Here is a 13,974-nt window from a genome sequence, read left to right as displayed (position 1 = left end):
GCGGGGGGCTGGGACCAGCCCCGCGAACCGCCTCGTGGGCCTGCCTCGAACGTCGTGCGGGCGTCAGCCCTTGACCGGCCCCAGCCCCAGCTGTCCGCCGATCTCCTCGGCCATGACCCGGCCCGCCTCGAACTCGAGGGTCTCGTCGCCCAGCGGGGACTGGTCGGTGTCGAGGCCGTTCAGCTCCTCGAGGGGCTGGTCCAGGCGGATGTGGGCGAGGACCGAGTGCAGGGCGCGCAGGGTCGCCGAGGCCGTGGAACCCCAGTTGGAGAAGTAGGAGAACTGCCACCACCACAGGGCCTCCGTGGTGCGGCCGGCCCGGTAGTGGACCATGCCGTGGCGCAGGTCGGCGATGACATCGGCGAGGTCGTCGGAGATCCGGGCCGGGACGGGCGCCTTGCGGGGCTCGTAGGGGTCGAAGACCTCGGAGTAGACGTCGACCGGCTCCAGGAGGCGGGCGAGGTTCTCGCGGAGCTCGTCGGCGTCCGGCTCGAAGCCCGGGTCGGGCTCGTAGCGCTCGTCGGGGACGATGTCCTCGTGGGCGCCGAGGCGGCCGCCGGCCAGGAGCAGCTGGGAGACCTCCAGGAGGAGGAAGGGGACGGCCAGGCCGGGCTCGTCGCCCTTAGCCACCTCCGTGACGGCTACCAGGAAGCTCTCGACCTGGTCCGCGATCTGGACCGCGAAATCGTCCGGATTGTGGTCGGTCGCGTGCAGCGTGGCGTCAGACATCTAGGAGTCGTCTCCCCTCGAAGGCGCGACCGAGGGTCACCTCGTCCGCGTATTCCAGGTCGCCACCCACCGGGAGGCCGCTGGCCAGGCGGGTGACCTTCAGGCCCATGGGCTTGATCATGCGGGCGAGGTACGTGGCCGTCGCCTCGCCCTCCAGATTCGGGTCGGTGGCCAGGATCAGCTCCGTGACCGTCCCGTCGGCCAACCGCGCGAGAAGTTCTCGTATACGCAGGTCGTCGGGACCGACACCTTCGATGGGGCTGATCGCGCCGCCCAGGACGTGGTACCTGCCGCGGAACTCCCGCGTGCGCTCGACCGCCACGACGTCCTTCGGCTCCTCGACGACGCAGATGACGCTCGGATCGCGGCGCGGGTCGCGGCAGATGCCGCACAGCTCCTCCTGCGCCACGTTGCCGCAGGTCGCGCAGAAGCGGACCTTCGCCTTGACCTCCATGAGGGCCTGGGCGAGCCGCCGTACGTCCGTCGGTTCCGCCTGGAGGATGTGGAAGGCGATCCGCTGCGCGCTCTTGGGACCGACGCCGGGCAGTCGCCCCAGTTCGTCGATGAGGTCCTGGACCACGCCTTCGTACAACGGACTGCCGTCCTTCCTGGGGTTCCTTGCGGTACGTACGGTAGTTGGCCGAGGCCGGTCTTAGAAAGGCGGACCGGCCCTAGAAAGGCAGCCCCGGGATGCCGCTGCCGCCGCCCAGGCCCTGGGCCAGCGGGCCGAGCTTCTGCTGCTGGAGCGCCTGGGCGTTCTCGTTGGCCGCGTGGACGGCCGCGACGATCAGGTCGGCCAGGGTCTCGGTGTCCTCCGGGTCCACCGCCTTCGGGTCGATCCGCAGGGCGCGCAGCTCGCCGGAGCCGGTCACGGTCGCCTGCACCAGACCGCCGCCCGCCTGCCCGTCGACCTCCGTGTTCGCCAGTTCCTCCTGGGCGCGGGCCAGGTCCTGCTGCATCTTCTGGGCCTGCTGGAGCAGCTGCTGCATATTGGGCTGGCCACCACCGGAAATCACGATCAGCTCCTGTGTCCTTCGACTGTCCTACGACTGTTCGGCGTGTCTTCGGGCGGGGTTTTTCCCGCTCGGCACGAGCCTACGTGGTCTGTGCGGGTGTCGCCCCAGCACTCTTTCGAGTGAGTCAGGTGTGAGGCCTATACCTGATCAAGGCCCACTTCCGGGCGTAAAAGAGATGAAACCTTCCTCTTCGCCACCCATTGGGAGGTAGGAAAGGTCCGGCGCAGCAGCATCAGGCGTCACGGGTGTGACGCAACGTGAGCGGTCGGGATCGGTCGGGTTCCATCGGTCGGGATCAGTAGGGAGTGCCGGGTGGGTCAGCAGCCGGAGATGCAGCCCGAGGGTCCGCCTCAGGACGGGCGGAGTGAGGGCGCGGCCGGGCTGCGGCCGGGCGATCTGGCCGGGCGGAGGTTTCCGCTCGGGGACTGGGGCGAGCCCGCCGAGCGGCTGGACGAGCTGTACCGGTGGGTGGAGCGCGGAGCGCTGGAGACCACCTCCTGGTACCTCGCGGACCGGGTGTGGAAGCGGCGGGCCGCCCGGGGGCTGCGCACCGGCGCGGCGGCGGGTGCGGTGTGCGCGGCCGCGCTGCCGTTGCTGGATCTCGCCCGGGTGCTGGGCGGTGCCGCGGCCTGGGGGTATCTGGCGCTGCTGCTCGCGGTGGCGTGTGTGGCGGTGGACCGGTTCTTCGGGATGACGTCCGGCTGGATAAGGGACGTCGCCACCGCGCAGGCCGTGCAGCGCCGGCTCCAGGTGCTCCAGTTCGACTGGGCCTCGGAGAGCGTCCGGGAGGTGCTGGGCCCGGCGGAGGGGACGGCGAGCGAGGCCGCGGAGCGGTGTCTCGCGGTGCTGCGGCGGTTCTCGGAGGACGTCTCGGAGCTGGTGCGTACGGAGACGGCGGACTGGATGGTCGAGTTCCGTACCGGGCCTGCGCCCATGGGGATCCAGGGCGCGGGCGCCTCCGGCGGGCGGGTGGACGTGGGTGGGGGGTACGGGCGGTTCCCTTCGCCGCCGGGGGCGAACGCCCGGCCGAACATGCCCCGGCAGCGGCCGCCCGAGCCTCGGTGACAGGGCGGCTTCGCCGCGTCTCCTCGCCCCCGCCGCTCCTTCCCCTTCCCGTCCCTTCCCTTCCCTTCCCGTCAGCGTTCAGCCACTCCACAGCCACTCCACTGTGGGCGCCCCGCGACTCCCGCCGACCGGATGCAGGGGGTCACCGTACGTCTGTGCGGTGGGACATTCCGGGCCGGTCGACCGACGTCAGCGCGACGTTCGACGTCAGCGCGACGTTCACCGCCGGGTGTAGGTCAGTTTCTCCCCGGTTCCGCTGTTCACCCGCCGCAGGGTGCCGTCGGCGAGCAGGGTGACCTCGGAGGCGGCGCCGGGGCTGCACGAGGAGAGGGGTTCACCGGCGGTGACCTTGGACGGGCCTATCTCCAACGGGCCTTTCCCGCCGGGCCGCTCGGCGAGGGCGGCGCTGAACTCGCAGTGGTAGCCGTCCCCGTCGGCGACGAGCGCGAGGACCGCGTCGCCCACCTCGCCCTGGGTGAGGGTCAGCCGGCGGGTGTTGGTACCGCTCTCGTTCTCGATGGTGGTGGTCCAGGTGCCGAGGTAGGCCGCCGGGACGGCGCCCTGCGCCGAGGACGCGGAGGGGGACGCCGAAGGGGAAGGGGACGAGTCCGGCGCTGGCAGCTCGGAGGCCTTCGCGGCGGAGGACGCCGAACCGCCGGAGGGGGTGGGCGCCGCGGTGGTGTCGCCGTCGCCGTTCATGAACGCGTACACCGAGCCGCCCGCCGCGATCGCGACCACCAGGCCGACCGCGACGAGCAGGGCGGTCGTCCGGCCCTTGCGGCGCGGCGGCTCCGGCGGCCCGACGGGTCCGGCGGGCCCGTACGGGTCGTGCCCGGGGTTGGTGCCGGGGCCGGCGGTGCCGTCCGCGTACGGGTTGTACGGCACCGCCTGGCCGGGCACCGCGGACCAGGCGGCCGGCGGCTGCTGCGGGTGGCCGTGGCCGGCCGGCTGCGGATGCTGCTGGGGGTAGCCGTACACCGGGTGGGCCGGGGCGGCCGGAGCACCGGGCGGCCGGTGCTGCGGCGGGATGCCGTCGGCGCCCGCGACCCGCGTGGGGCGGTGGTCGTACGCGGGCGTGCCGCCGCGCGGGCCGGAGTGTTCCGGGAAGGCCTCGGCGGGCGCCGAGTGGTCGAGGAGGGCGGGACGTGCCGTGTGGCCGGAGGAGGGCTGGGCGCCCTCCGGGTCCTCCACCTCCAGCAGCCGCACGGCGTGGCGGCCGAGCTGCGCCACGAGGGCGCCGGGCAGCCAGGGGTCGCGGGAACGGCCGTCGGAGACGGTGTCGTCGACGCCGGTGAGCTCGAGGACGCGGTCGAGGGAGGGGCGGGCGGCCGGGTCCTTGCGCAGACAGGCGCGGACCAGGTCGGCGATGCCCTCGGGGACGCCGGAGAGGTCGGGCTCGTCCTCGGCGATGCGGAACATCAGGGCGTGCGCCGCGCTGTCGGCGGAGCCGAAGGGGAGGCTGCCGGTGGCGGCGTACGTGAGGACCGAGCCGAGGCAGAAGACGTCGCTGGCGGGTGTGACCGGGTCGCCGCGCAGCTGCTCGGGGGCGAGGAAGCCGGGCGAGCCGATCACCGCGCCGGTCTGGGTCAGGCGGCTGTCGCCGGTCACGCTCTCCAGCGCCCGCGCGACACCGAAGTCGATGACCCGGGGCCCTTCGATGGTGACCATCACATTGGACGGCTTGAGGTCGCGGTGGACGATCCCGGCCGCGTGGATGTTGGCCAGCGCGTGCGCGAGCCCGGCGGCGAGGATGCGCACCGACCGCTCGGGCAGCGGACCGTGGTCGTGGCTCACCACCTGCTGGAGGCTCGGTCCCGCGACATAGCCGGTGGCGACCCAGGGCACGGCGGCCTCCGTGTCGGCGTCCAGGACGGGCGCGGTCCAGAACCCGCCGACCCGCTGCGCGTTGCGCACCTCCTGCCGGAACCGCGCCCGGAACTCCTCGCGCGCCGCCAGTTCCCGCCGGACCAGCTTCACGGCGACCGTGCGCCCCCGGTCCGAGCGGGCGAGGTAGACCTGCCCCATGCCGCCCGCGCCCAGCCGCGCGAGCAGCCGGTAGCCGCCGATGCGCTGCGGGTCCCCCGGGCCCAGCTTCTCCATCGCAGCGCCGCCTTTCCCGCACATGTGTGATCGAGACATGTGCAACCCAGCCGAGAATAATCCGGCCGTTCGGGCAGTAGTGCCGCGCGGTGTCTACGGTTGCGTAACAGCGGGCTCCAGCCCGTCCAGCACCTTGGACAGGCGTTCCAGTACGTGTACGGCCGCGGCGAGCTCCGCCGCCCCGAAGGCGTCCGCCAGCCGGTCGGCGAGCGCCGCGTGCCCGGGGTCGATACGGGCGATCGCGGCCCGCCCCTCCCCGGTGGGCGCGAGCAGCTTGGCGCGCCGGTGGGCGGGGTTCGTCCGGTACTCGGCGAGGCCCTGTTCCACCAGCAGGTCGGCGACGCGCTGGACGCTCTGCCGGGTGATGCCCATGGCGCGGGCGATGCCGGACACCGGCAGCGGGTCGCCGAGCACCGCGCCGAGCACCTGCCAGCGGGCGGCGGTGAGCCCGGCGGGCCCGGCCAGTTCCTCCGCCACGGCGAGGAACTGGCCGTTCAGCCGGAACACCCCGAGGGCGGCGCGGCTGAGCAGATCCTGTCGTTCCTGGCTCACCGGTCGGCCGCCGCCTTCTCCAGCACCTCGTACGCGGCCGCGTCGGAGTCGTGGAACAACCGGTACCAGGCGTCCAGCACCTCGCCCTCGTACACGCCGAGCAGCCGGAAGATCTCGCGCGCGAAGGCGACCGGCTCGGTCGGACCGGCGGTGATCAGACCCGCGTCGGTGACGGCGTCCGCCTCGACGTACCGGTCTCCGCCCGCGTAGCCGGTGGCCGCCAGGTAGAAGGAGACCGCGCCGGTGTGATCCCGGTCGTCGAGCAGGCCCTCGCGGGCGAGTCCCGCGGTGGCCCCGCAGATCGCGGCGACGGGCACCCCTGCGTCGAGGAACGCGCGCGCCGCGCGGGCGAAGGGCGCGAGGTCGCCGGAGGTGTCCCAGAGGTCGGCGCCCGGCAGGATCAGCAGCGAGCTGTCCTCGGGCCGTACGGCGTCGAGGGCCAGGTCGGGATGGATGCGCAGGCCGCCGACGCTGGTCACCGGCTCCTGCGACCCGCCGACCGTGCGGATCTCGTAGCCGTTGCGCGCGAGGTAGGCCGTCGCGAACCCCGTCTCCCAGTCGGCGAGCGTGTCGTACACGGCGAGATGTACCGGCTTACGGCTCATGACTCCTCTTCGGTGAGCGGATCCCCGTACCAGCGGGATGACAGCAGACTGTCACTTCGACAGCAGACTGTCAATGTCGGACGGGCTCCCCTGCACGCCCGACAACCTGTCGCTAAATCGCCCCCTCCACGGAACAGGACGCCGATACCGCTTCCGCATCGCGGACATTTACGCTCGCGGACATGACCCCTCAGTCCAGCCCCCAGGCCGGCGCCGCCGTGAAGGCCGCGGACCGCGCGCATGTCTTCCACTCCTGGTCCGCCCAGGAGCTCATCGACCCGCTCGCCGTGGCCGGCGCGGAGGGGTCGTACTTCTGGGACTACGACGGCAAGCGGTACCTCGACCTCACCAGCGGGCTCGTCTACGCCAACATCGGCTACCAGCACCCGAAGGTCGTCGCCGCGATCCAGGAGCAGGCCGCACACCTGACCACCTTCGCGCCCGCCTTCGCCGTCGAGGCCCGTTCGGAGGCGGCCCGGCTGATCGCCGAGCGGACCCCGGGCGACCTGGACAAGATCTTCTTCACCAACGGCGGGGCGGACGCCGTCGAGCACGCCGTGCGCATGGCCCGGCTGCACACCGGCCGCCCCAAGGTGCTGTCCGCCTACCGCTCGTACCACGGCGGCACCCAGCAGGCCGTGAACCTCACCGGCGACCCGCGCCGCTGGGCCTCCGACAGCGCGACGGCGGGCGTCGTCCACTTCTGGGCGCCGTACCTGTACCGCTCCCGCTTCTACGCGGAGACGGAGGAGCAGGAGACCGCGCGGGCGCTCGAGCACCTGGAGACGACCATCGCCTTCGAGGGGCCGGGGACGATCGCCGCGATCATCCTGGAGACCGTCCCCGGCACCGCCGGGATCATGGTCCCGCCGCCCGGCTATCTCGCCGGGGTGCGGCAGCTCTGCGACCAGTACGGGATCGTCTTCGTCCTGGACGAGGTCATGGCCGGCTTCGGCCGCACCGGTGAGTGGTTCGCGGCCGACCTGTTCGGTGTGACGCCCGACCTGATGACCTTCGCCAAGGGTGTGAACAGCGGCTATGTGCCGCTGGGCGGGGTCGCGATCTCCGGCGCCATCGCGGAGACCTTCGCCAGGCGGCCCTACCCGGGCGGTCTGACGTACTCCGGGCACCCGCTGGCCTGCGCGGCCGCCGTCGCGACGATCAACGTCATGGCGGAGGAAGGCATCGTCGAGAACGCGAAGAACCTGGGCACCACGGTCGTCGAGCCGGGTCTGCGGGAACTGGCCGAGCGGCACGCGTGCGTCGGCGAGGTGCGCGGTGTCGGCATGTTCTGGGCGCTCGAGCTGGTGAAGAACCGCGAGACCCGCGAGCCGCTCGTGCCGTACAACGCGGCCGGTGAGGCCAACGCGGCCATGGCCGCGTTCGGCGCGGCCGCCAAGAAGGCGGGTGTCTGGCCTTTCGTGAACATGAACCGCACCCACTTCGTGCCGCCGCTCAACGTCTCCGAATCCGAGATCAAGGAGGGCCTCGCGGCCCTGGACACCGCGCTCTCGGCGGCCGACGAGTACACGGTCTAGGACCGGACGGCGGCCTTCCGGGGCTTCTGGCGCCGGGCGAGACCCTTTTCGGGGGCCGGGCGAAGGCCCGTTCCGGGGGCCGCGCGAGGGACCCTTGCGGGGCCGGGCGAGGGATCATTCGAGGGCGGACGCAGGCCCTTTCCGGGGCCGGGCGAAGGACCCCTCGGAGGCAGGCGAAGGCCCTTTCCGGGCCCGCGCGAGGGATCTTTCGGGAGTCGGGCGAGGGACCCTTCCGGGGCCGGACGCGGGACCCTTCAGGGGCGGGCTAAGGCCCTTAACGGGGGCCGGGCGAAGGCCGGACGAAGGCCGGACAGAGGCCCCGGACGAAGGCCGGACGAAGGCCGGGCGAAGGCCGGGCAGAGGCCCCGGGCGAAGGCCGGGCAGAGGCCGGGCAGGGGCCCGGGCGAAGGCCGGGCGGGGGCGGCGGGGGACCGCGCGTCCGGCGTCGCCGACCCGGACCGGCCCGCACCGGCCCGCACCGGCCCGCACTCGGCGACGCGGCAATCGTTCAAGGTCTTGATTTCGTCGAACGCGTAAGGTGGCGTGCTCGTACATACCGACGAGCACGCACTTTCCGCACCCGACGATGGAGACGCCGCGACCATGCCCGGCAGCACCGGCAACGGAGCCGTGACGCGCAGCACCCTGCGACAGCAGATCGCCGACGCGCTGCGCGACGAGGTGCTGGGGGGACGGCTCCAGCCGGGCCAGGCGTTCACCGTCAAGGAGATCGCCGACCAGTACGGCGTCTCCGCGACCCCGGTCCGCGAGGCCCTCGTCGACCTCTCCGCGCAGGGTCTGCTGGAGGCCGACCAGCACCGGGGCTTCCGGGTCCACGAGTACTCCGTCGACGACTTCCGGGGCATGATCGAGGCGCGCAGCCTGATCATCGAGGGGATGTTCCTGGCCCTGGACGAGGGCCGTCAGCGCCACCACAACTACGAGGACCCCCGCACCGCCGCCGCGATAGCCGGGGTGCGCCGCCGCGGCGAGGAGGCGCAGCGCGCCGCCGCCGCCGGTGACCTCACCGTCCTGATCGGCTACGACCTGCGCTTCTGGCGTGAGCTGAGCTCCCTGTTCGGCAACGCCTATCTCGCCGACTTCCTGCACCGGCTGCGGCTCCAGTCCTGGGTGTGCACGGTGCAGCACCTGCGCCGACTGACCGATCTGCGCGGCCATCTGTGGTCCGGCCACACCGAACTGGTCGACGCCCTGTACGCCCGCGACACCGCCACCGCCCGGGCGATGCTCGCCGCGTACAACGAGGACTCCATCGCCCTGATCGAGCGCCTGGCGGCGGAATGAGCGGTGCGGACACGCCCGGCACGCCCGTCCCCGCACCCCGCACCGCGCCCGTCGAACTCTCCGTCGTCATCCCCGCCTACAACGAGGAGCGCCGGCTCGGCCCCACCCTGGACGCCGTCACCCGCTACCTCGACGCGAGCGCGAGCCACTGGCGGACCTGGGAGGTCCTGGTCGCCGACGACGGTTCCACCGACGCCACCCGCGAGCTCGTCACCGCCCGCCGCGACCCGCGGGTGAGGCTCGTCGCGGGCTCCGGCAACCGCGGCAAGGGACACGCCCTGCGCCGCGGTGTGGCCGCGGGCCGGGGCCGCCAGGTACTCGTCATGGACGCCGATCTCGCCACTCCCGTCGAGGAGTTGGAGCGGCTGGAGAAGGCTCTCGCCGACGGCAACGCGGCGGCGATCGGCTCGCGGGCCGTGCCCGGCGCGACCCTCGGCGCCCGTCAGCACCCGATACGCGAACTCGCCGGCCGGGCGGGCGGCCTGCTCATACGCCGGACGACCCTGCGGGGCACCCGCGACACCCAGTGCGGGTTCAAGCTGTTCGACGGCGACAAGGCCCGCGCCGCCTTCGCCACCTCCCGACTCGACGGCTGGGCCATCGACGTGGAGGTGCTGCGCCACTTCCAGCGGGTCGGCTGGCCGGTCGCCGAGGTGCCCGTGCACTGGTCGCACCGGCCCGGCTCGAAGGTCCGTCCGGCCGACTACCTCCGGGTCCTGCGCGACCTGGTCCGGCTGCGGTTCCCGGCGCCGAGGCCGGCGGACGTCGTCGCCGTCGTGCTGTTCCTCGCGATGGCCGCGGCCCTCTACTCCGGCCGCCTCCTCGACCCGGCCCACCGCTATCTCACCGACTCCCTCCAGGACCAGAACCAGTGGGAGTGGTTCTTCGCGGTGACCGCCGACAACATCGCCCACCTGCGCAATCCCCTGTTCACCGGCCTTCAGGGCGCCCCCGACGGCGTGAACCTGATGGCCAACACGACGATGCTCGGCCTGTCCGTCCCGCTCACCCCCGTCACGCTGCTGCTCGGCCCGGCCGTCACGCTGAGCCTGGTGATGACGCTGGGCATGGCCGCGACGGCCGTCGCCTGGTACCGGCTGATCGCGAAACGGCTCGTCCGCGGGCGGGCGGCCGCGTTCGTCGGAGCCGCGCTGGCCGCGTTCGCGCCGCCCATGGTCAGCCACGCCAACGCCCATCCGAACTTCGTCGTGCTGTTCATGATCCCGCCGATCGTGGACCGCGCGCTGCGGCTCGCGGCCGGGGAACGGGTCACCCGCGACGGGGTCGTCCTCGGCCTGATGGCGGCGTATCAGTTCTTCCTCGGCGAGGAGCCGCTGCTGCTCGCCGCGATGGGCATGCTGCTGTTCGCGGCCGCCTACGCCGCCGCCCGCCCCGAGGTGGCGCGGAAAGCCGTACGGCCCCTGCTGAGAGGGCTCGCGGTCGCCGCCGCCGTCTGTCTCCCGCTCGTCGTCTACCCGCTGGCCTGGCAGTTCTCCGGGCCGCAGAGCTACACCGGTATCGACCACGGCACCGCGCCCGGCGTCGCCAACCCGGTGCGGGCGCTGTTCTCCTTCGCCGAGCGCTCCCTGCTCGCGGGCGACCCCCGGCGCGCCGACGCCCTCTCCCTGAACCCGACCGAACAGAACGCCTTCTACGGCTGGCCGCTGGCGCTGCTCGCGTCCGCGATCACGGTGGGGCTGTGGCGGCGGCCCGCGGTCAGGGCACTGGCGGGCACGGCGGCCGCCGCGGCCGTGCTGTCCCTCGGCTCGCGCGTCCCCCTCCCGCTCGGCGACACCACCGTCCCCGGCCCCTGGGCGGCGCTCGCCGGGTTGCCGCTGTTCGACTCGGTCATCGAGAGCCGGATCGCGCTGGTCTGCGCCCCGGCCCTGGGCATGCTGCTCGCCCTGGCGGTCGACCGGCTCGTCCGGGCACGCCGGCCGGGCACGCGGTACGCCGGTCTGCTCGCCGTCAGCCTCGCGCTGCTCCCGCTCGTCCCCGCCCCGCTGAGGTCCGAGCCGCGCGCCGAGGTGCCCGCGTTCTTCACCGACGGCGCCTGGAAGTCGTACGTCCGAGGCGGCGAGACCCTGGTCCCGGTGCCGCTCGCCGAACCCGAGGACGCCGCGGCCCTGCACTGGCAGACGGCGGCCGGTCTCGGCTTCCGGATGCCCGGCGGCTACTTCAACGGCCCCTACGGCGACGGCGACCGCACCGGCGTCTACGGCGTCCCGCTGCGCTTCACGGCGAGTCTGCTGCGGGACGTGCGCTCCACCGGCGTGGTCCCGGTGATCGACGCCCGGGCCCGGGCCGAGACCCGCGAGGACCTCGCGTACTGGCGGGCGGGGGCCCTGGTGCTGGCCCCGCAACCGCACGCGGAGCAACTGCGTGAGACGGTGGAGAAGCTGGTCGGCCGGGCCGGTGGGCGGGTGGCCGGAGTGTGGGTATGGGACCTGCACGAGGGGAGCTGACGGGTGCCGCACCGACTAGTCTTCCCTGACCGGTCAACGTACTGAGTGAGGAGCTCTCTTTGGCCTGTGACCTGTGGCTGGTGCCGCTCGTCGACGTGTTGTGCCACACCCCCGACAATCCCTTCGCCGACGAACTCGCCCAGTACGACAAGGTGCTGGCCGAGGCGGGTCTGCCGCCCGTGCCGGTGTACCAGTACATGCCGGGACTGTCCGGCGAGGTCGCCCCGGTGGCCGGCTTCGACTACGACGCCCTGCACTTCCTGCGGCGCGCCTACCTGCTCCAGGTGTGCCGGCTGCCGGTGACGCCGGTGGACGAACTGGGCGGCGACTACGAGCAGCTCCTGGAGATGTTCGAGGCGACGGCCCAGCAGTCGCACCTGGTCTGGCACTACGACCACGCGGGCGCCTACGTTCCGGTCGACTTCCCCCAGCCCCTGTCCAACGACGAACTCCTCGCGGGCGGCGGACCCCTGGGTTCCGCGCAGTCGCTGCTGCGGGAACTGGAGTTCGTGGCCCCGTCGATCGGCATCGATCCGGCCAATCCGCCGGCGGCTCCGCAACCTCCGTCCGGTCCGACGGAGTTGGAGGAACCCGCGGTGCCGGCGCCGTACGACTCCAGCCCCTTCGCGCGCGAGCGGCACGTCTGGCTCGGGCTGCACGCGGCGGCGACGCGGAGCCTGGCGCAGGGGTCGATGATCGTGTTCAGCTGAGCGGGGCGCCCGGGGTACGGCTCAACGGCCGAGCTGCGAGAGGCCCTTCTGTACGTCTTCCCTGTTCATCACCGGGGTGTAGGAGATCTCCGCCCCGAGGTTGAGGAAGAAGGGCTCGCTGAGCACGGGCATCTGCGCGCTCTCCTCCATGTCGAAGAACAGGAAGGCGGTGCGCTTGCCGTGGTCGGTGGTGAAGTAGGCAGCCTCGGGCTTGAGCTGCGCCATGGACTCCTCGAGCAGCTTTCCGAGGGTGCCGTTCCGGATGGCCTCGTTCGCCTTCTCGGTGTCCATGGACGCCTTCAGCATCATGCGCATCGCAGTCACTTCCTTCTGGTCGACGCACACGCCTGTCGCTCCCAGGGTATTCCCGAATGCGACATTTCTCCCTCGCTGCCGGACTCCGCCCGCCCCGGACGGAGCCGTGAACGGACCATGGGCCGGTCCCGGAAGTCCAGGACCGGCCCACGCCGTGCTACCGCCGGAAGTCCTAAAGGAACGAGTTGATCTCGATCGTCTCGTCCCGGCCAGGACCCACACCGATCGCGGAGATCGGAGCGCCGGACATCTCCTCCAGCGCCTTGACGTACGCCTGGGCGTTCTTCGGCAGGTCGGAGAACGACTTCGCCTTGGTGATGTCCTCGGACCAGCCGGGCAGCGTCTCGTAGATCGGCTTCGCGTGGTGGAAGTCGCTCTGCGAGTACGGGAGTTCCTCGACGCGCTTGCCGTCGATCTCGTACGCCACGCAGACCGGGATCTGCTCCCAGCCGGTCAGCACGTCGAGCTTCGTCAGGAAGAAGTCCGTCAGGCCGTTCACGCGGGTCGCGTAGCGGGCGATGACCGCGTCGAACCAGCCGCAGCGGCGGTCCCGGCCGGTCGTGACGCCCCGCTCGCCGCCGATGCGGCGCAGCGCCTCGCCGTCCTCGTCGAAGAGCTCGGTCGGGAAGGGACCCGAGCCGACACGGGTCGTGTAGGCCTTCAGGATGCCGATGACCCGGCTGATCTTCGTCGGGCCCACGCCCGCGCCCGTGCAGGCGCCGCCCGCGGTCGGGTTCGACGAGGTGACGAAGGGGTACGTGCCGTGGTCGATGTCGAGGAGCGTGCCCTGACCGCCCTCGAAGAGGACGACCTTGTCCGCCTCGAGCGCCTGGTTGAGCAGCAGGACCGTGTCGGTGACGTACGGAGCGAGCTTCTCCGCGTAGCCGAGCAGTTCCTCGACGACCTGGTCGACGGCGATCGCGCGGCGGTTGTACAGCTTCGTCAGCAGCTGGTTCTTGCCGTCGAGCGCCGCCTCCACCTTCTGGGTGAGGATCGACTCGTCGTACAGGTCCTGGACCCGGATGCCGACCCGGTTGATCTTGTCGGCATAGGTCGGGCCGATACCGCGGCCGGTGGTGCCGATCTTGCGCTTTCCGAGGAAGCGTTCCGTCACCTTGTCGACAGTGACGTTGTACGGGGTGATGATGTGCGCGTTGCCGCTGATCAGCAGCTTCGACGTGTCGACGCCGCGCTCGTTCAGACCGCTCAGCTCGGAGAGCAGGACCGACGGGTCGACAACGACACCGTTACCGATGACCGGCGTACAGCCGGGTGACAGAATTCCCGAAGGGAGCAGGTGGAGTGCGTACTTCTGGTCGCCCACGACGACCGTGTGGCCGGCGTTGTTGCCGCCCTGGTAACGCACTACGTAATCCACCGAGCCACCGAGAAGGTCGGTGGCCTTTCCCTTGCCTTCGTCACCCCACTGAGCACCGAGCAGCACAAGTGCGGGCACGCGCGTACACCCCTTCCGGGTGGGGCATGTCCAAGGCCAGGGGCGTACGCGGTGGCTCTTTCCACCGCGTGCACCACGTGCACCGCGACCGTGGTCGGTCGCCGCTTGTCGGACCCGG

At 72.1% G+C, this 13,974-nt stretch carries 13 protein-coding genes; 5 read left to right on the top strand and 8 right to left on the bottom strand.

Translation table 11 applies throughout. The annotated features are described in order from the left end of the window. Nucleotides 1-63: 63 nt before the first annotated feature. The 3 genes from AOQ37_RS15680 to AOQ37_RS15670 form a co-directional block, all read right to left on the bottom strand. Complete coding sequence (locus AOQ37_RS15680) at nucleotides 64-729, bottom strand: DUF5063 domain-containing protein (RefSeq protein ID WP_062645092.1); 666 nt, start codon at nucleotides 727-729, stop codon at nucleotides 64-66. Further along, nucleotides 722-1,321: a recombination mediator RecR gene (gene recR / locus AOQ37_RS15675; protein WP_062645091.1), complete on the bottom strand. Its 600-nt coding sequence runs from the start codon at nucleotides 1,319-1,321 to the stop codon at nucleotides 722-724. Before recR ends, AOQ37_RS15680 begins: the two co-directional genes overlap by 8 nt. A gap of 79 nt (nucleotides 1,322-1,400) precedes the next feature. Continuing rightward, nucleotides 1,401-1,745, bottom strand: a complete 345-nt coding sequence (locus AOQ37_RS15670; RefSeq protein WP_062645090.1) for a YbaB/EbfC family nucleoid-associated protein — start codon at nucleotides 1,743-1,745, stop codon at nucleotides 1,401-1,403. A gap of 330 nt (nucleotides 1,746-2,075) precedes the next feature. On the opposite strand from AOQ37_RS15670, the gene AOQ37_RS15665 reads away from it, so the two are divergent. Next, nucleotides 2,076-2,810 (top strand): SLATT domain-containing protein, encoded by a 735-nt coding sequence (locus AOQ37_RS15665; protein ID WP_374701505.1) that lies wholly within the window; start codon nucleotides 2,076-2,078, stop codon nucleotides 2,808-2,810. 219 nt (nucleotides 2,811-3,029) lie between these two features. Here the strand turns inward: AOQ37_RS15665 and AOQ37_RS15660 are convergent, their stop codons facing one another. The 3 genes from AOQ37_RS15660 to AOQ37_RS15650 form a co-directional block, all read right to left on the bottom strand. Next, nucleotides 3,030-4,910, bottom strand: a complete 1,881-nt coding sequence (locus AOQ37_RS15660) for a serine/threonine-protein kinase (RefSeq protein WP_062645088.1) — start codon at nucleotides 4,908-4,910, stop codon at nucleotides 3,030-3,032. A gap of 93 nt (nucleotides 4,911-5,003) precedes the next feature. Then, nucleotides 5,004-5,462 carry a MarR family winged helix-turn-helix transcriptional regulator gene (locus AOQ37_RS15655; RefSeq protein ID WP_062645087.1) on the bottom strand — a complete coding sequence of 153 codons (459 nt, stop codon included), beginning with the start codon at nucleotides 5,460-5,462 and terminating at the stop codon, nucleotides 5,004-5,006. Continuing rightward, nucleotides 5,459-6,067 (bottom strand): DJ-1/PfpI family protein, encoded by a 609-nt coding sequence (locus AOQ37_RS15650; RefSeq protein ID WP_062645086.1) that lies wholly within the window; start codon nucleotides 6,065-6,067, stop codon nucleotides 5,459-5,461. Before AOQ37_RS15650 ends, AOQ37_RS15655 begins: the two co-directional genes overlap by 4 nt. Before the next feature lie 182 nt (nucleotides 6,068-6,249). Here AOQ37_RS15650 and AOQ37_RS15645 point away from each other — a divergent pair, with 182 nt between their 5' ends. From AOQ37_RS15645 to AOQ37_RS15630, 4 genes are all read left to right on the top strand, one after another. Then, entirely contained in the window at nucleotides 6,250-7,605 is a 1,356-nt protein-coding gene (locus AOQ37_RS15645; RefSeq protein ID WP_062645085.1) for an aspartate aminotransferase family protein, read from the top strand. A gap of 603 nt (nucleotides 7,606-8,208) precedes the next feature. Then, a complete protein-coding gene (locus tag AOQ37_RS15640; protein WP_062645084.1) occupies nucleotides 8,209-8,910 on the top strand; it encodes a GntR family transcriptional regulator in 702 nt (233 codons plus the stop codon). Then, entirely contained in the window at nucleotides 8,907-11,375 is a 2,469-nt protein-coding gene (locus tag AOQ37_RS15635; protein ID WP_062645083.1) for a dolichyl-phosphate beta-glucosyltransferase, read from the top strand. The genes AOQ37_RS15640 and AOQ37_RS15635 overlap by 4 nt, the downstream gene beginning before the upstream one ends. A 59-nt stretch (nucleotides 11,376-11,434) precedes the next feature. Continuing rightward, nucleotides 11,435-12,085 carry a putative DNA-mimic protein gene (locus AOQ37_RS15630; protein ID WP_062645082.1) on the top strand — a complete coding sequence of 217 codons (651 nt, stop codon included), beginning with the start codon at nucleotides 11,435-11,437 and terminating at the stop codon, nucleotides 12,083-12,085. 21 nt (nucleotides 12,086-12,106) lie between these two features. Here AOQ37_RS15630 and AOQ37_RS15625 read toward each other — a convergent pair whose 3' ends face one another. Beyond that, nucleotides 12,107-12,400: a hypothetical protein gene (locus tag AOQ37_RS15625; RefSeq protein WP_062645081.1), complete on the bottom strand. Its 294-nt coding sequence runs from the start codon at nucleotides 12,398-12,400 to the stop codon at nucleotides 12,107-12,109. Nucleotides 12,401-12,572: 172 nt separating this feature from the next. Then, on the bottom strand, nucleotides 12,573-13,856 hold the full coding sequence (locus tag AOQ37_RS15620) for an adenylosuccinate synthase (protein WP_028806748.1): 1,284 nt from the start codon (nucleotides 13,854-13,856) through the stop codon (nucleotides 12,573-12,575). Nucleotides 13,857-13,974: the final 118 nt, after the last annotated feature.

Origin of the sequence: Streptomyces maremycinicus, assembly GCF_001184025.1 — a bacterium.
GTDB lineage: Bacteria > Actinomycetota > Actinomycetes > Streptomycetales > Streptomycetaceae > Streptomyces > Streptomyces maremycinicus.
This window is presented reverse-complemented; position numbering and strand designations above follow the sequence as displayed.

Bases quoted from the DNA above. Each gene is read 5' to 3' on its own strand.
- AOQ37_RS15680 (WP_062645092.1), bottom strand. From the start codon at position 729: ATGTCTGACGCCACGCTGCACGCGACCGACCACAATCCGGACGATTTC.
- AOQ37_RS15665 (WP_374701505.1), top strand. From the start codon at position 2,076: ATGCAGCCCGAGGGTCCGCCTCAGGACGGGCGGAGTGAGGGCGCGGCC.
- AOQ37_RS15660 (WP_062645088.1), bottom strand. From the start codon at position 4,910: ATGGAGAAGCTGGGCCCGGGGGACCCGCAGCGCATCGGCGGCTACCGG.
- AOQ37_RS15650 (WP_062645086.1), bottom strand. From the start codon at position 6,067: ATGAGCCGTAAGCCGGTACATCTCGCCGTGTACGACACGCTCGCCGAC.
- AOQ37_RS15645 (WP_062645085.1), top strand. From the start codon at position 6,250: ATGACCCCTCAGTCCAGCCCCCAGGCCGGCGCCGCCGTGAAGGCCGCG.
- AOQ37_RS15640 (WP_062645084.1), top strand. From the start codon at position 8,209: ATGCCCGGCAGCACCGGCAACGGAGCCGTGACGCGCAGCACCCTGCGA.
- AOQ37_RS15635 (WP_062645083.1), top strand. From the start codon at position 8,907: ATGAGCGGTGCGGACACGCCCGGCACGCCCGTCCCCGCACCCCGCACC.
- AOQ37_RS15625 (WP_062645081.1), bottom strand. From the start codon at position 12,400: ATGCGCATGATGCTGAAGGCGTCCATGGACACCGAGAAGGCGAACGAG.